Here is an 18816-nt window from a genome sequence, read left to right as displayed (position 1 = left end):
TGGGCGTCGCCATGTCGCGCCGCATAGTCACCTGATCGAAGTCGCCAAGCTGCGAATCAATTCCGGCGAAACATCTTAAGGATTGCCACTGCACATGTTCAGATAGAACGCTTCGATGTATGCAGGGTGACTTGACAGGCGGAACATGAAATCGGCGGCATGGCCGCGGTATGCCTCTAGCACGCAGCGGCATTTGTTGAAGGGGGCGGGCATGCTTGCTTGGTGCCATTTAACGCGGATCCCCCCTATCCCGAATTGCCGCCATGCCTGCGCGAACGAGGGAAGCTGTCGACGAAGATCTGCCCTGCGGATTTTTTCGATTCCGTGGCCAAGCATCTGCTGAAACCACAGGCCATGCCCGCAGCGGCGAAGTCCGTTTCGAAGCCCACGGATTCCCGGGTCGAGTCCAGCATTGGTTGCCTCGTCTCGGACTGTGCAGTATGCAGCGAACACAGCTGGATGGATCCGGAGCGCCGTTCGTGACTGCCGACAACAACCCGCCCTTCAAGCGTGGCTGGTACCTGCCTGAGAATGCACCCGGGCAGCGCTTCGCTGGGAGCGTTGCCCGGGTGGCTCGGATTCAAGCTGCGCGACAGGCTGGTGCCTAGCGCACGGCGACGCGCAGCTGGTTGTTCCACGGATCCTTGAACTGCAGCTCGGATCCGGTGTGGTGGTTCTGCACGCCGGCGAAGTCAAGGCGCTCGGCGATCTTGCCGATCTCGTCCTGGGTCGGGACGTTGATCAGCACCTCGCCCAGGCCCAGGGTGTCCTTGCGGGGTCCTGCGCCGCGGGAATTCCAGACGTTCATGGCCATGTGGTGGTGGTAGCCGCCGGCGGAGACGAACAGCGCCTGGTTGCCCAGAGCCGCGGTCTGGTCGAACCCCAGGGTCTGGACGTAGAACTGGTGGGCCGTCGCGACGTCGCCGACCTGCAGGTGGACGTGGCCTACCTCGGCGCCAGCCCGCTTCTGCCCGGCGACAGCTTCCTCGGTCAGGTGGGTGTTCAGGAAGTTGTTCGGGTCCAGGTAGATGGTGTCCATGGAGACCTGGTCTCCGGTCCAGGTCCAGGTGTCCCGCGGGCGGTCGAAGTAGAGCTCGATGCCGTTGCCTTCCGGATCGGTGAAGTAGAAGGCTTCGGAGACCAGATGGTCCGAGCTGCCCACGAAGCTGCTCTGGTTGTACTGCGCGGCGGACAGCACGGTGGCGGCCAAATCAGCTTGGGTCTTGAAGAGCAGGGCGGTGTGGAACAGGCCCGCTTCGCCGCGAGCCGGCAGCTGCAGCCCGGGGGCGGGCGTAAGCTGGACCAGGGTTTCGGCGCCGCGTCCAAGGCTGGTGCCGGCGGCGCTTTCCTTGAGCACGTCCAGACCCAGGGCCTGCTGGTAGTAGGTGCTCATGGTGTCCAGGTCGCCGACCTTGAGCTGCACGGCATTCATCGACAGCTGCGCGGAGAGCTTGTCTTCCTTCAGGGGTGCCATGGTCGGCGTCCTTTCTGCGGGCGGGTTGTCTTGCTTGATTCCAGAGTACGCCTCTTTAGTTGAAGCTTCAATCTTTTAATGCAAATGTGCCCCACATCCCAATTTCACGGCCGCGGCACGACACCCCGGGAGCGGAAACCCTTCCCCTTTGATAGGACGTCAAAGTATATTGGCCAGTGACCGTCATCACAAAGGAAATGGGCGGCGAATCTGCGAGCTGGAGGATGCAAATGGGTGTGACTGAAGAATTCCGCACGGTACGGGATCAGCTGATCGCGTGGCGCGAGAACTACCAGCACGCCTGCGAGCATTTCTCCTGGCCGCGTTTCACCCATTTCAATTTCGGCTTCGACTGGTTCGACCAGGTTGCCGCCGACCCGCAGCGCGTCGACACCCCGGCACTGGTGATCACCGAGCTGGACGGCTCCTCGACCCGGCGCACCTGGCGCGAGCTGTCCGAGCGCTCGACCCAGCTGGCCCGCTGGCTCAGCGATTCCGGGGTGCGCCGTTCGGATTCCATCGCGGTGATGCTGGGCAACCAGGTCGAGCTGTGGGAAACCATGCTGGCAGGCATCAAGCTCGGCGCCATCCTGGTCCCCTGCACCACGCAGCTGACCCCCGCGGACCTCAGCGACCGCATCCAGCGCGGACACGTCACCTGGGTCATCACCAACGAAGCCGAGACCCCTAAGTTCGCCTCGCTGGAGGAGGACTTCACGCTGGTGCAGATCGGCGGCACCCCGGCCGAGGGAATCCTGTCCTACGCGGATTCATTCACCGCGCCAACGGAGTTCACCCTGGAATCCCCGACCCGCGCCGAAGAACCGCTGCTGCGCTACTTCACCTCGGGCACCACCTCGCGGGCGAAGCTCGTGGAGCACACCCACGTGTCCTACCCGGTGGGGCACCTGAGCACCATGTTCTGGATCGGCCTGGAGCCAGGCGACGTGCACCTGAACGTCGCCTCCCCCGGCTGGGCCAAACACGCGTGGTCCAACCTGTTCACCCCGTGGATCGCCGAGGCGACGGTCTTCGTCTACAACTACGAGCGCTTCGACGCCGGAGCGTTGATGGAGCAGATGGCCCGCGAGAAGGTCACCAGCTTCTGCGCCCCGCCCACCGTCTGGCGGCTGCTGATCCAGGCGGACCTGACCCAGCTGGCAACTCCCCCGGCCAAGCTCGTCTCGGCCGGCGAACCGCTGAACGCCGAGGTCATCGACCAGGTGCAGCGCGCCTGGGGCCAGGTCATCCGCGACGGTTTCGGGCAGACCGAAACCACCGTGCAAATCGCCAACCCGCCCGGAGAGCGGATCGTCATCGGCGCCATGGGCCGCCCGATGCCCGGCTACCAGGTGGTGCTGCGCGACCCGCTGACCGGGCAGGAATCGGACACCGGGGAGATCTGCCTGGTGACCGATCCGCGGCCGCTGGGGCTGATGAACGGCTACTTCGAGGACGAGGAGAAAACCGCGCAGGCTTTTCACGGCGGGGTCTACCACACCGGGGACATCGCCGAGCGGGACGAGCACGGGGTGCTCACCTATGTGGGGCGGGCGGATGACGTATTCAAGTCCAGCGACTACAAGCTCAGCCCCTTCGAGCTGGAGTCGGTGCTGATCGAGCATCCGGGGGTCGGCGAGGCGGCGGTGGTTCCCGCGCCGGACGACCTGCGGCTGTCCGTGCCCAAGGCCTATGTGGTGCCGGCCGCCGGCTACACCGCCGGGGCTCAGCTGGCAGAGAGCATCCTTGCCTACTGCCGCGAGCACCTGGCCGCCTACAAGCGGATCCGCCGCCTGGAATTCGCGGAGCTGCCCAAAACCATCTCGGGCAAGATCCGCCGGGTGGAGCTGCGCCGGGCGGAGGAGGAACGCCACCGCGGCGGCACCGCTCCGGGCACCGAATACCGGGACACCGACTTCCCGGGATTGTCCTCCAGCTAGCCCGCAGCGCCGGAGCGGCACACCCGCCGCAACCGTGTTTTGATCAATATTGCCGGTGTTGTGCAAGTCGACCGCACAACCTGACGCAACAATTCGTCCACAGTGAGCACCAGAGTATATTGAGCACAGAAACGTTCACCCTGTTCACCGTGCAGTCCAGCTGCCGCCGAAAGGACTCTGATGAGTAACACCGAGAAGTTCCGTGCGGCGCGCGACCTCCTCCTGGCCCACCGCGACGACTACGCCGGTGCGCGCAAGGCCTTCAGCTGGCCGCAGTTCGAGGACTTCAACTTCGCCTACGACTGGTTCGACGCGGTGGCCAAGGATCCGGCCCGCGCGGACGCCCCGGCGCTGATCCTCACCGAGCCGGACGGCAGCAGCGCCCGCTACAGCTGGGCCGAACTCTCACGGCGCTCCACCCAGGTGGCGCGCTGGCTTTCGGATAACGGGTTCAAGCGCCAGGACACCATGATCGTGATGCTCGGCAACGAGGTGGCGCTGTGGGAGATCATGCTCGCGGGCATGAAGCTGGGCGCCGTGATCATCCCCTCCACCACGCAGCTGACCAGCGTGGACCTGGCCGACCGCATCGAACGCGGCAAGGCCAATTGGATCGTCACCAGCTACGACCAGCTGCCCAAGCTTGAGCAGGTACCCGGGGACTACACCACCGTCCAGGTGCGCGGCGAGGCCGCCGCGGGCACCCTGCACTTCGATGACTCGCACCAGGCTCCGGCGCAGTTCGCCCTGGACACGCCCACGCGCGCGGATGAGACCCTGCTGCTCTACTTCACCTCCGGCACCACCTCGCTGGCCAAGCTTGTGCAGCACACCCACGTGTCCTACCCCGTGGGGCACCTGGCGACCATGTTCTGGATCGGGCTGGAACCGGGCGACGTGCACCTGAACGTCGCCTCCCCCGGCTGGGGCAAGCATGCGTGGTCCAACTTCTTCGGCCCGTGGATCGCCGAGGCGACGGTGTTCGTCTACAACTACGAGCGCTTCGATCCCAAGGCGCTGATGCACCAGATGGATGTCGAGAACGTCACCAGCTTCTGCGCCCCGCCCACCGTGTGGCGCTACCTGATCCAGGCCGACCTCTCGGTGCTGAGCACTCCCCCGCGCAAGCTGGTCTCCGCCGGCGAGCCGCTGAACCGCGAGGTCATCGAGCAGGTGCGCAACGCCTGGGGCCAGGTGATCCGCGACGGCTACGGGCAGACCGAAACCACCGTGCAGATCGCCAACCCCCCGGGAGAATCCGTCAAGGTGGGCGCCATGGGCCGCCCGATGCCAGGCTACGAGATCGAGCTGCGCAACCCGACCACCGGCCAGCTGGCGGAGGTGGGAGAGATCTGCCTGCGGCTGGATCCGCGGCCGGTGGGCCTGATGAAGGGCTACTTCGAGGACCAGGCGAGAACCGACACCGCGACCCGCAACGGGGTCTACCACACCGGGGACATCGCCGAACGCGATGCCGAGGGGGTGCTGACCTATGTGGGCCGCGCGGATGACGTGTTCAAGTCCAGCGACTACAAGCTCAGCCCCTTCGAGCTGGAATCGGTGGTGCTGGAGCACCCGGCCGTCGCCGAGGCCGCCGTGGTCCCCTCGCCGGATCCGATGAAGCTGTCGGTGCCGAAGGTGTTTGTGGTGCTGGCGCCCGGCCATGAACCGTCCGCCGAAACCGCCGAAAGCATCCTGGGCTACTGCCGTGTGAACCTGGCCCCGTTCAAGCGCATCCGCCGGCTGGAATTCTCCGAGCTGCCCAAAACCATCTCGGGCAAGATCCGCCGGGTGGAGCTGCGCCTGGCCGAAAGCGACCAGCACGCCCAGGGCAAGGTGCCGCCGAAGGAATACCGGGACACCGATTTCCCGTCGCTGAAGTCCCTGGGCTGATCCCGGGGACGGCGCAAGATCATTGAGGATTCGGACGGACTATCCGTAACAGCAATGGTCAAGAACCAAACACACCTAGGTCGGTTTGCCTTCTGAACTTTTGATATCTCCCATGAATCGATATCAAATTAAGGATAATGGAATATTTAGCCCAGAAACTAAAAAGAGCACACTACTCATAGTAGGTCAGAATATAGTTTCACCAACAATCAATTCACGATGCAGGATAAAGATTGATGGTACTTCAATTTTGACGATCCGATAGCACATTTCTGATCTCATAGAATGAAAATGAACCCACGGCTCCATATCTGACTTTCACCCGGTTGTAATCCTAATTAGGACGCGGGATACAGCCTGTTTCACCTTAAATATTACGTGAAAACAAGCATCATTCTCTAATTGTCTCAAGAAACCGCGGATAACTTATTTCACTACGATAAAAGTATCGCATTGATTTTCGTTAAAGGAACTACCTAAGCGCAACGTTGAGACCCCTCAAAAAAGGCACTGTTGTGCCAACCTGATATCGAATCCAACTATCCCAATAACGAAAACGAGATTCATCTCATCTTCGAAACAGTACCAAGTCGACTTTGTACAACAGACGCTTTTGGAAGCACCTGTGCGCGAATCGAATAGCACTGCTGTAAAGATCGGATGTGAAATCTCGGGACTTCGTAGACACTGAATCTCATGGCTTCATGGACAACCGATCTCATCACACCGGGTCGCCAGAATCCTGCTACCGAGAGACGCTATTTGGCAGGGAGCGGTTCAAAGACGCGCAGAAGAAGGGCCGCACACCACGGGCCGGCGCCGGGTCGCATTTGGTTGAAGGAGCCGGGACGAATGGCTGGAAGCAGGCATTGCAGCAGCTGGCCATGGCCTACCCGGAGCGTATCGAGCCGTATTTGAAGTGAGTGTTACGAAGCCCCGAATAACGGACGTGACTAGGGTCTTACACAAGCAATCTGACAGGCTCCTGCGCCACGCTTAAGCTTTAAGAGCCAGTTTAGGTTCATCGATCAAGAGATTTAGACCACCAATCGCTAAGAGCATGGCATGGAAAAAGCAGCCATAAAAAATGAATCATGCGATATCAACCACGGTCAAAAAAAATCCATATTGTCAAATGTACGTGAAAAATAGGTTGGCATATTTTCCAAGTAACTCGCCACTACGTTGATATACTCATCCGTCAACGTGAACAAGTCACTGCCCTCGAACCCGGAAATCCTCAACAGTTCCGCGATGTGCGCCGCAATTGCTCTATCTTCCAAACCGGCTTCGTAAAATGCCACCGACAATGGTTCCCGAAGACCGTACTTGAATGAACTTGCCAGTTCAGCAATTACGTTCCAACCTGGTTCGCCTAATAATTGGTCAATGGCAGAAACAAGCAAAGACAAATCATACGCAACAGTCTTGTGCAGGAAGTTGAGAATGTCGTTTTCAGAAACCTTTCTCCAACCTTGCCCATGCCGTTTCTTAATATCCAGATTAAGAGCGATCTGAAAAATATCTTCGTAAGACTCACCACGATACCATGCTGAGGCAAGAGACTTGGCATCTTCCAAAGTGCCAATAAGTGCCTTTTGATTATTTATTTCAACTTGAGTCAACACCGGCCAAACCAGTTCAAACAACTCTTCGATCGAAGATACACCCAATAGGTCATCTCGAGTCTCCTGAACCCAAGCATTCAAATATCGCGAATTTGACGCCCCTAGTAATGTCGACGAGAACACCTTCTGATCCTTCGAATCTGGAACAAGATTCCAAACATTCACAGCAACACGCGTAAATAAATAACGAAGACTGGTTTTCTCATCTTCGGTTGCAACAAAAAATGCGAAAGTTTGTTCAACCAATGACTCTGCATCCGAAATCAAGTCATCTGCACTTTCAGTGCTGTGATTAGCCATAAGATAGCTTTCTATCACACTGAGTAGGCTGCGAACTTCGGCCAGGCGATTCGCAACTTCCGGTTGCAAGTCATTGAGATCGTCAGATGATACTTCGTTGAGAAAAACCCGATCGAGGAGTGGCCAGAGTGGAATTTCTTGATCGCGAATCAATAAAAGCAAAGAGCTTGTCAACGGTTCAGAATTCTCCGGATCAAGTAATCGTTGCGCTCGATCAAATCTAAGGGGATTAGGGCCCCTCGTATCGTAGATACGCGGATCAGTGAAGATAACTAACCCCTCAGTATGCATCCCTGCCCTTCCAGCTCGTCCAAGTAAATTCTGGAAATCACGAACACGAATTTCTCGACGCCCTTGATAAATACTCGGAACCAACAAATATCGGATTGGAAGGTTTACACCCTGCGCTAGAGTCGAGGTACAAATTACCAAACGGAGTAAATTCTGTTGCATCGCATACTCTATCGCAAGCCTCAATCCACCTGGAGTATTACCGTGATGTGCGAAAATACCAAGTCGTCCAGCCTTCGCCTCTATGCTATTTTCACCAAAGTGAAGACTGATCAATCGAACTATCTTCGCAATTTCCCTTTCATCGGAATGATATGCAGGTACATCTTGCCCTATACCACGTTCGAACACTTCGACTGCGCGTTTCAACAGCTTGGACGCAGTCGCTTTAGTCCCTGCGAATATTGCGCACGCTCCACTTGAAACTAGCCTGATCGAAAGGTAGAGCGCGATATCTGTAGCTACGAAAGAATCTCGATTGTCAGGAAAACTTCTGACCGCTCGCTCTCTCCCCTGACGATCGAGAATCTCGGAATTAATTGTCCTCGGAACGAAGTAGTCTGGATTTTCCAGATTTCCATTCTCAAAAAACTGAAGTTGTCCTCTTTGCTCCTGCCACGTCGCAAATGCAGTAGCTCTCGATGTAGGATTCAGGCCACTTCCATCAACTACGATTCCGCGGCCACCCAACAGCCACTGACGTAACACCTCGGAATTCTTGACTACTGCAGAGATGGCAATTATTTGGGTACTTTCTCGTACCGAGGAGCCCAACTCAGCTAGCAGCAATTCATAAAGAACACCCCGTTGGCCAGTATCAAACTGATGTGCCTCATCATAAACTAGAATATCAATCCGCTCCATGATTACTGGATGTTGGCGCACAACATATTGTATTTTCTCAGGTGTCAGAATCAGAATATTATATTTCGTGGTATTTTCAAGGAAATTGGTAAACAACTCTTCAAAAAGAAGTATTACGTCGTCTTTGATCACGTCCGATAGAATATTTACCGTTACATCTTGATTACTTTCAAAAGCACGGCGCAACGAGTCGGTTATTTCTTTGCATAGGGCGCGAAATGGAGCAACAACTACTGCTAATTTTGCGCGTCCGCTCAAAAATCCAGCGTTAAAAATCATCTCAAGCGACCGAGTCTTTCCCGCGCTTGTTGGCATCTGTATTACTGCCGAAATTCCACGGAATACATTTTGTTCACCAATAGAATATTGTGACGGCCAAAGCTCTAATGGGAATCCGTTAGTTGAGAATACTCCTCGCCAAGATTCCACGCTTAAGTCACTCATTGCCGGAAGATTGTTCCAAGTCGAAAAACGAACTTTCCGCAGCACGACTGCCAGCACAACGTCGGCATGCAAGATATCCCTAGGCGAGCGAGCCTTGTACGACGCGTCACGCAGATTCCTCGCGCTTTGCACGGCAAGTTGAGAATCAATGCCTTCTCTATAATGCCTATATAGGAGATCAGCAAGCCTATTAACGTTTTCGGAGTGCAAGCCTTCAACGCGCATTAGAGGCCTACTTACGTCAGAAAGCACCCACTGAAGAAATTTCGCGAGTGGTGATGTCAGTAATTCTGGCGCAACTTCGTTTGCTACGACTAAACTACTACCAGGACGACCAGCCAGATAGTAGGCAGCGGCTGCCATAATTGAAACGTCTACCGATATATCTTCGGCGACTCGGGAGTTCAAGAGCGCATCGAAGTACGTCGCAGAAAATCCGATGTCATAATCGGACAAATCCGCGTTGGGATCGTCTGCCGCCGCAGAAACATCTCCGAGTATAGCTATAGCAATTAGTAAAAGTGACGTGGGATCATCAGACGACGGAATCGAGAGATGCTCGGATTCCGGAACGCCGAATTCGAACATTTTTGCTTTTGCTCTCGTTATGGCCAACAACCGAAGACTGGGATTTTCAGGCTTCATCAGCAGCTTTCTGATAGAGCGAATGAACCAAAGTCATCAGATCCTCTCCTCGAATGACAAAAAGTCGGAGTTTGTTTTTATCACTGTGAGAATCTGTTGTACTACAAGCGATTGCATCAGCGTCGAAACTTTCGTTGCTTAACACTGCTACAGCTCCGTAAATAATCGAAAAGGGGTTATCGACTATGCTCTGATAGCGTTCAATTCGTTTCATTGCATCAGCATCACCGCGATTTCGATGGAGCTGTTTCATGCTATTCAGAGTATATCCTGCACGGATCATATCATTTGATGAACCATCAATTGCCTTTTGAAGTTGGTCCCGATAAGCATTTCCACTAAGTCCTGCTTTGACTTCAATCATCAGCATTTGGTCCGTTGACTTTGGCGCGCCTATTCCGCTTTCTCGAAACCCCATTACATCGACGCCTTTGGCCGATTCGTTAGGTGAAGATTTATTCGCATATTTCAATCTAGAAACCCAGAAACCGAACTTATACTGGACCCAATCTGAAACTAAAAGTTCAGCAAAATCTCCAGATCGAATGCCCGGACCTGGGCTTATTGAATTAGAAGGAAAACAAAGTTCTAAAAGATATTGAGAACGAGTAAACCCAGTACCTCGTCGCAACTCGTCGATTTCATTGTCTCGACAATAGTTTTGACGAAATTTTCGAGCCCAGTCAGTCAAGATTGCTTCTTCGAACGGCACTTCTAGATGCCAAACTTCGATATTTTCGCCGTGCTCGCATGTTAGTGTTTCCGCGGCTTTAGTTAGTCCAGAAACATAATCTGGTTCATCATCCATTCCGTTTACATGCGTCAATTTGCACCCTAACTTACTAGATATCCAGCCTTTCCGGATCCCAAGTGAGATTAAAATAGTACCGCTTCTCGTCAACATCAATCTAACTGATCTGACTTAGATGAAGTTTTCCAGTCGGAGAAGCGGAAAACGAAAGAACAAGCTTAGAATTGAGATTATTTGGCTATCTACTCGTACGATCGCGAAACACGCTGCGGGTACGATCGCCCAATAGTCGATTGTTACGCTTTATTCTCCTGATTTGGTGACGATTTGAGTATAAAAAATCTGTTGTCGCCTGATGAATGGCTAGTAAATTTTGGCACTCTAGACAACGGCCGGACAGCCACGCTGTCCGGGCCCCTCGGGCGTTCCGCGCGATATTCGGTGTGCGGCTACTTGCCGCGCGCCTTCGCCGCTCCGAGCAGTCCCTTGCCCAGGTAGTACAGCCCGTCCGCGTACCAGGCGATCATCAGCAGGTTGCGCAGCGGCTTGGGAACCGAGGACAGCTTGGGGCACTTGGCCAGCGCCAGGTGGGTCAGCGTCCCGGAGCCAAGCACCGCCAGGCTGGAGGTGATCAGCGCCTTCGGGCCCCAGCTGCCGCGGTAGAGCAGCTTGGCCAGGCCGCTGGCTTCCCGTTCGTGCTCGGCCAGGGCGGCCTTGATGGTCTTGACCGGGCCGCCGGTGGCGACCACCCGGATGTTCTCCGGCAGCGGCTTGCCCGTCAGGTAGTCCACGCTGCGCACATCGAAGCCCAGCAGGGCCACGAAGCGCTTGAGGTTCTTCAGGCTGCCCGGCGCCTTGACCAGCGCGAGCGCCTCCTGGAGCTTGGACTGGTCGCTGATGAATTCGCCCAGGGTTTGGTCGTCTTCCGCCTCCCAGCCCAGCAGCGAGGCATCCAGCTCGGCCAACCGGTCCGCGGCCGGGCTGCCGGCCTCCGGCTCGATGATCACGGTGCGTTCCAGGTCCACGAAGTAGCGCACCGACTTCGGGAAGTAGCTGCGCCGGGAGCCGACGCCGGTGACCAGCGCGCTGAGCGTGTTGCCGTGGCGGGTCAGCGAGAGGAAGGGGCGGTTGGAGCGCGCGATGGTCGCGGTGAACACCGGTTCGGCGGACATGGCCATCAGCCCGGTGCCGTGGTTCCACAGGGTGAGCACGTTCTCCTCCAGCCCGGCGGCGGCCACCAGCTCGGAGCCCTTGAGCCTGCGGCCGTGCACCAGTTCGGTGGTGGACCCGTAATCGCCCAGCACGTCCTCATCCGGGGTCGGGCCGTCGATTTCCTCGCCGTCCAGCAGCACGTAGTCCGCTTGCGTGGAGTTCTTCAGCTCATGCACCAGCTTGGTGACCCGGGAGCCTTCGCGCAGCTTGCCCCTGGCGTCCACGCGGTAGAGCACCGCGTCGCGGGCGGGGCTGACCGTGGCGATCTGCGCCGCAACCTCGGTGGCGTGCTCGCGTTCCACGGTGCCGCCGACGAAACCCAGCAGGCGCCGGTCCGCCAGGGCGGTGCGCACCACCTCGGCCGCCTCGGGCTTGTCGCCCAGGAAAATGAACTCGATGTCGAGGTAGCTGAACTCGCTGGAATCCACGAAGGTAAACCCCTTTGGGATGGGTGGGACGGGTGCTTGTTTTAATCATAGGCGCGCGGCGGGCGCCCGCCGCGGATTAACCCGCGCACTGCCTTGGCTAGCGCCGGCGCCGGCCCCGGATCCAGCGCACCGCGCCGAACACCAGGTTCCCGGCGGCGTCCACGTAGCCGACCGCCAGGATGAGGACCACCAGCCAGGCCGGAGCCCAGGGGCGGTCCCATTCGGTGCCGGCGAGCATCAGCGAGAAGACCAGCGCCTCGATCACGCCCCAGGCCAGCTGCAGGCCGGGTTTCCAGGACATCGCATTGAACCAGCGCGGGGCGGCGCTGCTCTTGCGCGCTTCCATCGCCATGGCCCGGCCCATGGCCTTGCCCAGGCCCATCGGTTCAATCGGCGTCGAGCCGGCCGGCACGCCGGCCTCCTGCAGGTACCGCGCGGACTCGGGGTCGTGGCCGAAGGCCGCGAGCACCTGCTGCGCGGCCTGCGGGCCGCCGGTGCCGGTGAGCACGCGTCTCAGGATCTCGATGTCCTGCGCCGAGACCTTCATGGTGCTCAGCTCGTCCAGTTCCTCGGGGTCGGGGGCCAAGTAGTGGGTTTCAAGCACCTGCAGCTGCTCCCGGGCGTCGGTGCCGGCCGCGTGCTGCACCGCAGGGCTGGCGGCTACCGGCCAGATGTGCACCCAGGCAGGTTCCCCGCCCAGCTTGGAGCTCTGTTTCGGGAACCAGAAGCTGGCGGTGTAGCGCGGGCCGGTGCGGCTGAGCATGATGGCAGGATACTGGTCGCCGTCGAGATAGCCGCCGATCAGGAAGCCGTCGTGCACCGCGACGGCGGTGCGCTGCGGATCCTCGGGAAGCAGCAGGTGCCACGCGGTTTTGGAGGCGGCGGCCAGCAGCTGCAGGTCCGGCTCGGTCAGCGCCCCGGCCAGCAGCGTGCGCCCTGCGGGCATCTCTTCGAGGCGGGCATCCTGGATCGGTTCCCCGCTTTGGGCCTCGACGTCGTCCTGGTCCGCGTACAGGGCGCCGGTGCCGAACTTCAGCGCCAGCGCGAAGTCCTCCACCTGCTGCCCCAGCCGGATGCTCCCGTCGGCGGCGGCCAGCAGGATCAGCCCCTCCAGGTTGACCGCGATGCCAACCTCGATGAGCACCAGCCCGTTCCACGGCGCCGGCTCGGAGACCAGCGCCAGGACCTCGCGCTCCGCCAGGACGCGGCGCACCGCGCCTTCGGCATCCAGGCCTTCGGTGTCCTCGAAGATAAGAGTCAGGGCGGCGACCAGCGTTTCGGACTGGACGCCGCCCTGTGGCGACTCGTGGCTACTTCTTGCCAAGGTACTTCTCGAAGCCTGCCGGCAGGTTCAGGCTCGACGGGTCGAAGTCCTGGGCACCCTGGCCGAAGGCGGCGCCGGACGGCGCGGAGGCCTTCTTCTGCTGGGATTCCAGCTGGGCCTGCGCGGCCTTGGCAGGGTTGCCGTACTTGACCTGCTTCTTGCCCTTGCCCTTGGCCTTCGCCTTGCGGGCGGCGCCCTTGCCGGCACCCGGCATGCCCGGGATGCCGCCGCCGGCGGCCATCTTCTTCATCATCTTCTGGGCTTCGGCGAAGCGCTCAAGCATCTGGTTGACCTCGGAGACGGCGACACCCGAACCCTTGGCGATGCGTGCGCGGCGCGAGCCGTTGATGATCTTCGGGGCCACACGCTCGTGCGGGGTCATCGAGCGGACGATGGCCTCCACGCGGTCGATCTGGCGTTCGTCGAACTGCTCCAGCTGCTGGCGGGAGATCTGCGCGCCGGGCATCATGCCCAGCAGCTTCTTCATGGAGCCCATCTTCTTGATCTGGGCCATCTGGGCGAGGAAGTCGTCCAGGGTGAAGTCTTCCTGGTCGGCGAACTTCTTCGCCATCCGCTCGGCTTCGCCCTTGTCCCAGTTCTTCTCGGCCTGCTCGATCAGGGTGAGCACGTCGCCCATGTCCAGGATGCGGCTGGCCATGCGGTCCGGGTGGAAGACCTCGAAGTCGTCCAGGTTCTCGCCGGTGGAGGCGAACATGACCGGCTTGCCGGTCACCGAGGCCACCGACAAGGCGGCGCCGCCGCGGGCGTCGCCGTCCAGCTTGGAGAGCACCACGCCGGTGAAGTCCACGCCCTCGTGGAAGGCCTGGGCGGTGTTGACCGCGTCCTGGCCGATCATGGCGTCGATGACGAAGAGCACTTCATCCGGGTCGATGGCGGCGCGGATGTTCGCGGCCTGGGCCATCATCTCGGTGTCCACGCCCAGGCGGCCGGCGGTATCGACAATGACGATGTCGTGCAGCTTGGCCTTGGCCTCGGCCACGCCGTCGCGGGCCACCGCCACCGGATCGCCGGTCGGGGTGTCGAATTCTGAGGAGACGCCCGGGTGCGGTGCATAGACCGGCACGCCGGCGCGTTCGCCGTTGATCTGCAGCTGCTTGACCGCGTTCGGGCGCTGCAGGTCGCAGGCCACCAGCATCGGGGTGTGGCCCTCGGACTTCAGGTGCTTGGCCAGCTTGCCGGCCAGGGTGGTCTTGCCGGCGCCCTGCAGGCCGGCGAGCATGATGACCGTCGGAGGGTTCTTGGCCAGGTTCAGCCGGCGGGTTTCGCCGCCCAGGATCGCCACGAGCTCCTCGTTGACGATCTTGACGACCTGCTGGCCCGGGTTCAGCGACTCGGAAACCTCGATGCCGAGCGCGCGTTCCTTCACCTGGGCCACGAAGGCGCGGACCACCGGGACGGCAACGTCAGCGTCCAGCAGGGCGCGACGGATTTCGCGGACGGTACCGTCGATGTCTGCCTCGGACAGGCGGCCCTTGCCGCGCAGGTTCTTGAAGGTTGCTGTCAGGCGATCGGAAAGTGAATTAAACACGTGCCGGGCACTTCTTTCGATAGGTCTTGTGGTGCGCAAACAAAATCGCACAGGACTCGACTACCAAGAATATCAACAATCCGCCCCATGGCTAACCGGCGGCGCACCCAACATCGTGTGATCTCGGATTTCCGGCGCTCCGAACCGCCGTAGCCCGCGGGCCGGGCTTATTCCCCGTCCACGCGGCCGGCAGTGGCCGCGTCTAATTTCGGTTGCACCGCGGCGACGGGCTCCATGACCTTGGCCGTCGTGGCGGCGGGAGGTTCAGCCGCGGCGCTGCTGCCCGCGGCCTCGCTCGGCTCGCGGGCCGGCTTGGAGTCCGGCACCGGGGCCTTCGGCGTCCTCGGCGCCTTGGTGGAGCGCGTCGGGGTGCCCTCCTGCCCGGCCGGAGGCGTAGCAGGGACGGTCGGCGCAGCCGATTCGGTGGGCTTCACGCTGCCCGGCGGCGTGGCCGGCTGCGTCGGCTTCCCCGTCGCATCGGGTGTCGCCGTTTCGGTGGGCTTCGCCGGCTTGGTCGGCTTGGCCGGTTTGCTCGGCTTGGCGGACCTGGTGGGCTTCGGCGTGGGGCTGGCCGAAGGCTTGTCGCTGGCCTTCGGCGTGTCCTTGGACGGTTTGTCCGTGGAAGGTTTGTCCGTGGACGGGGCCTTGTGGGTCGACGAGGGGCTCGGCTTGGGAACCATCGGGGTGTCGTCCTCGGGCACCACGACATCCGGGTTGTCGTTGACGTCCTTGGCCGGGCGCTGTTCCTTCGCGGGCGCCGAGGGCTTGCTGTCCTTGGGTGCGCTGTTGGCGCTGACCGTCAGCCGGCGGGAGTCGACCATGGCCTGGGCCTGTCCGGGGTTCAGCGGCAGGTAGTTGCGCGGATCGTGCCAGCGGCCGTTGATAATGACCTCGAAGTGCACGTGGCAGCCGGTGGAGTTGCCGGTGGTGCCGGCGCGGGCAATCAGCTCCCCGCGCTTGACCCGCTGCCCCACCGCGGCGATGAGCACCGAATTGTGGCTGTAGCCGGTCTGCACGTTGTGCCCGTGGTCGATGGTGATGCGCTTGCCCGAGTGCCCGGCCCAGGAGGACACCGTGACGATGCCGTCCTCGCTGGCGTACACCGGGGATCCGCAGGCAATGGGATAGTCCTGGCCGATGTGGATCTGGTTGCCCGGGCCGGTGGGATTTGCGCGCCAGCCGTAGGGGCTGGAGATCCGCCGGGTCTTGACCGGTGGCATGAGTTCCAGCCCGCCGGGAAGCTGGCCGATCTGCCCTACCTCTCCGACCAGCAAGGTGGAGGCGTTTTCTGCGCTGATCCGCGCCGCGGAGCCTTGGGTGCCGCCGACCAGCTGTTCCTGCTGCCCGGCGATAGCGCCGGGACGCTGCGCGTTCTTCATCATGGAGGACGGGCGCCCGCCGATGTCCAGGAGCTGGCCGGCGCCGCCGAATACCGCCAGCGGGGCATACGGGTCGACGTAGACTGCATCGGAGCTGATGTCCCAATCCATCAGCGCCCCGGACGAGGCTTCCATGCCCACGGCACGCGAATGATCCGGGCCCGCAATCAGCGGTGTGGCAAGCGTGCTGGAGATTCCCAGTGCCAGCACTAGGCTGGCCGCCCCGTACAGGGCGCGCTTTCTCTCGCGCGGTCTGCCCGGAATGGCCGGCTCGTGGTTTACCTGATGACGCCTTTTCATAATTTGCCAGTCCCCAAACTGCAAATCCAAAGTGGCTCCCAGCGTATCGAGTCTGGGCCCGCATAGCCAGAGTTTTCCGGGCCTGATTGCCCCAACGACGCGGCGGGGCCTGATCTCCAGGGTTTTTCCAACAAACTGAACCGCCGGTGGCTGCTTGGCCCACCGGCGGTTCCGTCCGGGTTCCGGTGTCCCGGAGCCCTGCCCCTGTGCAGTTGTGCCGGTGAATCACCAGCCCACCGCGGCTACTTGGTCATCAGCTGGTACCCGCTTTCGTTGTGCTCGGTGGCGTCGATGCCGGCAATTTCAATCTCTGCCGGGACGCGCCATGGGCTGATCTTCTCGATGACCGTGGCGATCACCCAGGTCATGGCCGCGGAGAACACGATCACCACCAGCAGCGCCATGAACTGCGCAACCAGCTGGCCGGTTCCGCCGCCGTAGAACAGGCCGCCAGCGCTTTCGGCGGTCGGCATGGCGAAGAATCCGAGGAACAGGGTGCCGATGATGCCGGAAACCAGGTGCACACCCACCACGTCGAGTGAGTCGTCGTAGCCCAGCTTCCACTTGAGGTTCACGGCCCAGGCCGAGCCTGCGCCGGCCAGGACGCCGAGCAGCATTGCGGCCCACGGTGCGATGTCCGCGCAGGACGGGGTGATGGCCACCAGGCCGGAGACCAGGCCGGAAGCGACGCCCAGCGAGCTCGGGCGAGCTCCGCGCAGCTTCTCCACCATGATCCAGCCCAGCACCGCGGCACCCGGAGCGGCCAGGGTGTTGACCCAGATCAGTCCGGCCTGCTCGATGGTGGTGGCGGCGCCGGCGTTGAATCCGAACCAGCCGAACCACAGCAGTCCTGCCCCGAGCATGACCAGCGGAGTGTTGTGCGGCTGCGGGCGGTCGTGGAAGTTGTGGCGCTGGCCGAGCCTGAGGGCCAGGACCAGCGCTGCCACGCCGGCATTGGTGTGGACCACGGCGCCGCCGGCGAAGTCGATGGCTTCGCCGAAGATCTTGCCCAGGAACCCGTCGGCGGAGAGCATGCCGCCGCCCCAGACCCAGAAGGCGACCGGCGCGTACACCAAGGTGACCCACAGGGGCACGAACATCAGCCACGGGGCGAAGCGCGAACGGTCGGCGATGGCTCCGGAGATGATGGCCACGGAAATCATCGCGAAGGTTCCGGCGAAGCCCGCCGCCAGCAGGCCCGACTCGGGGGTGGCGTGCAGGGCGAAGTCGCTGATCGGGTTGCCGATGATTCCGGCGATGGCCGGTTCGCCGGCGGAAACTGAGTACCCCCACAGCACCCAGACGATTGCGGTGATGGCCGCTGCGGAGAAGCTCATGAGCATCATGTTGACGACGCCGGTGGCACGGGTCATTCCCCCGTAGAACAGCCCCAGGGCCGGGGTCATCAGTAGAACGAGTGCTGCGGCGATCAAGATCCAAAGACTGGCGACATCCAGCTCCATCTAGTCCACATCCCCTCACGGTATTTGGTGTATCGGTGAATAATTCTGTGACTTAACCGGATTACTCGGCGTTCGTCTCGATACATAATTCTTGGCCAGCGATGTTTCGCCTGCCTCCACCGCTGGTTTCGAATGTGTGACAAACCGGGCCCGTGCGTAACGGTCTCTTTCCCGCCGTGTTACCGGAGTATTTCGAAAAACGCACCAAAGCAAAAACCGCGGCAGCCGGTGGACGGCTGCCGCGGTGGTGCGGTGAATTGCTGTGCGCTACAGGCGGGTGATCTTCACGACCTGCATTTCGGGCACGGTGGTCGACCCGCCGACCTGGGTATCGTAGGTCAGCGAGCCCGTCACCGTTGCGGTGACCATGACGATGTCCTCGGCCACGACGTCGTCCAAGATGTCGCAGTTGGTCAGGCCGTCGCCGGCGTTGAAAATCGTGTTGTGCTCGTAGTCGTACTTGCCGACCTGTGCATGGCTGACGTTGGCGCGGAAGGTGCACGGACCGGTCGCCGAGTCGAACTGCGTGACGCGGGCGTAGATGATTACGTTCATGTCCAGGTAGGAGTCCGGCTTCTTCACGATCTGCGCCAGCTCACGGCCGGTAATCTTCTTGGCCTTGTTGGCCTTCGTCTTGGCTTCCTTTTCGTCTCCTTAGCGTTCGTTATTTGCGCTGCTCAGATCATCGGCCTGGGCCTGGGTCACCGTCAGCGTGGCTATGCTGTCGGGCAGGTGGGTCTCTAGCTCCGGCTTCTCAATGGTCACCGCAGCAGCCGAAACCTGCACGGCCTCATGAACTTCGGCGGACGCGCCGAAGCTGGCCGAAACTGCTGCGGCAGCAGAAAACGCGATTTTCTTCACCATGATCCCCAATCGTTCAAGTGCGTGTACCCCGAAACTTCCTGTCGTCAGGCCCTACTCGTTTAGGCAG

12 protein-coding genes and 1 pseudogene are annotated in these 18816 nt (G+C 60.4%); 3 read left to right on the top strand and 10 right to left on the bottom strand.

Features of this window, described 5'->3' with window-relative positions; all coding sequences use genetic code 11:
• Positions 1 to 604: 604 nt before the first annotated feature.
• The gene (locus RF641_RS01995; RefSeq protein WP_424572361.1) at positions 605 to 1474 is read right to left on the bottom strand and encodes a VOC family protein; all 870 of its coding nucleotides are present in this window, start codon (positions 1472 to 1474) and stop codon (positions 605 to 607) included.
• A gap of 230 nt (positions 1475 to 1704) precedes the next feature.
• Between RF641_RS01995 and RF641_RS01990 the strand changes: the two genes are divergently transcribed.
• The 3 genes and pseudogenes from RF641_RS01990 to RF641_RS01980 form a co-directional block, all read left to right on the top strand.
• Positions 1705 to 3414 carry an AMP-binding protein gene (locus RF641_RS01990; RefSeq protein WP_424572360.1) on the top strand — a complete coding sequence of 570 codons (1710 nt, stop codon included), beginning with the start codon at positions 1705 to 1707 and terminating at the stop codon, positions 3412 to 3414.
• Between the two features lie 180 nt (positions 3415 to 3594).
• Complete coding sequence (locus tag RF641_RS01985) at positions 3595 to 5307, top strand: AMP-binding protein (RefSeq protein ID WP_424572359.1); 1713 nt, start codon at positions 3595 to 3597, stop codon at positions 5305 to 5307.
• A gap of 761 nt (positions 5308 to 6068) precedes the next feature.
• Positions 6069 to 6230, top strand: a pseudogene (locus tag RF641_RS01980) (IS256 family transposase); the annotation flags it as partial.
• A gap of 189 nt (positions 6231 to 6419) precedes the next feature.
• On the opposite strand, the gene RF641_RS01975 reads toward RF641_RS01980, so the two are convergent.
• The 9 genes from RF641_RS01975 to RF641_RS01935 all read right to left on the bottom strand — a co-directional run bounded on the left by RF641_RS01975 (position 6420) and on the right by RF641_RS01935 (position 18749).
• The gene (locus RF641_RS01975) at positions 6420 to 9479 is read right to left on the bottom strand and encodes a DEAD/DEAH box helicase (protein ID WP_424572358.1); all 3060 of its coding nucleotides are present in this window, start codon (positions 9477 to 9479) and stop codon (positions 6420 to 6422) included.
• Positions 9469 to 10287: a Hachiman antiphage defense system protein HamA gene (locus RF641_RS01970; RefSeq protein WP_424572357.1), complete on the bottom strand. Its 819-nt coding sequence runs from the start codon at positions 10285 to 10287 to the stop codon at positions 9469 to 9471. Before RF641_RS01970 ends, RF641_RS01975 begins: the two co-directional genes overlap by 11 nt.
• Positions 10288 to 10679: 392 nt before the next feature.
• Positions 10680 to 11870 (bottom strand): hypothetical protein, encoded by a 1191-nt coding sequence (locus tag RF641_RS01965; RefSeq protein WP_424572356.1) that lies wholly within the window; start codon positions 11868 to 11870, stop codon positions 10680 to 10682.
• 97 nt (positions 11871 to 11967) lie between these two features.
• A complete protein-coding gene (locus RF641_RS01960) occupies positions 11968 to 13194 on the bottom strand; it encodes a hypothetical protein (protein ID WP_424572355.1) in 1227 nt (408 codons plus the stop codon).
• The gene (gene ffh / locus RF641_RS01955; RefSeq protein ID WP_424572354.1) at positions 13181 to 14743 is read right to left on the bottom strand and encodes a signal recognition particle protein; all 1563 of its coding nucleotides are present in this window, start codon (positions 14741 to 14743) and stop codon (positions 13181 to 13183) included. Before ffh ends, RF641_RS01960 begins: the two co-directional genes overlap by 14 nt.
• Positions 14744 to 14910: 167 nt before the next feature.
• A complete protein-coding gene (locus tag RF641_RS01950) occupies positions 14911 to 16422 on the bottom strand; it encodes a peptidoglycan DD-metalloendopeptidase family protein (protein WP_424572353.1) in 1512 nt (503 codons plus the stop codon).
• Between the two features lie 242 nt (positions 16423 to 16664).
• Entirely contained in the window at positions 16665 to 17885 is a 1221-nt protein-coding gene (locus RF641_RS01945; RefSeq protein ID WP_424572352.1) for an ammonium transporter, read from the bottom strand.
• Positions 17886 to 18152: 267 nt separating this feature from the next.
• A complete protein-coding gene (locus RF641_RS01940; RefSeq protein WP_424572351.1) occupies positions 18153 to 18467 on the bottom strand; it encodes a hypothetical protein in 315 nt (104 codons plus the stop codon).
• A gap of 72 nt (positions 18468 to 18539) precedes the next feature.
• Positions 18540 to 18749 (bottom strand): hypothetical protein, encoded by a 210-nt coding sequence (locus RF641_RS01935; protein ID WP_424572350.1) that lies wholly within the window; start codon positions 18747 to 18749, stop codon positions 18540 to 18542.
• Positions 18750 to 18816 lie beyond the last annotated feature (67 nt).

The sequence above is a fragment of the Arthrobacter sp. 'calajunan' genome (genome assembly GCF_046940185.1).
In the GTDB taxonomy this organism is placed as follows: domain Bacteria; phylum Actinomycetota; class Actinomycetes; order Actinomycetales; family Micrococcaceae; genus Glutamicibacter; species Glutamicibacter soli.
Note: the sequence above shows the minus strand (reverse complement) of the source record. Positions and strands in the feature narration are given on the sequence as shown.

Coding starts and splice junctions, on each gene's coding strand:
- RF641_RS01935 (WP_424572350.1), bottom strand. CDS start 18,749: ATGGTGAAGAAAATCGCGTTTTCTGCTGCCGCAGCAGTTTCGGCCAGC.
- RF641_RS01995 (WP_424572361.1), bottom strand. CDS start 1,474: ATGGCACCCCTGAAGGAAGACAAGCTCTCCGCGCAGCTGTCGATGAAT.
- RF641_RS01950 (WP_424572353.1), bottom strand. CDS start 16,422: ATGAAAAGGCGTCATCAGGTAAACCACGAGCCGGCCATTCCGGGCAGA.
- RF641_RS01985 (WP_424572359.1), top strand. CDS start 3,595: ATGAGTAACACCGAGAAGTTCCGTGCGGCGCGCGACCTCCTCCTGGCC.
- RF641_RS01970 (WP_424572357.1), bottom strand. CDS start 10,287: ATGGATGATGAACCAGATTATGTTTCTGGACTAACTAAAGCCGCGGAA.
- RF641_RS01990 (WP_424572360.1), top strand. CDS start 1,705: ATGGGTGTGACTGAAGAATTCCGCACGGTACGGGATCAGCTGATCGCG.
- RF641_RS01975 (WP_424572358.1), bottom strand. CDS start 9,479: ATGAAGCCTGAAAATCCCAGTCTTCGGTTGTTGGCCATAACGAGAGCA.
- RF641_RS01945 (WP_424572352.1), bottom strand. CDS start 17,885: ATGGAGCTGGATGTCGCCAGTCTTTGGATCTTGATCGCCGCAGCACTC.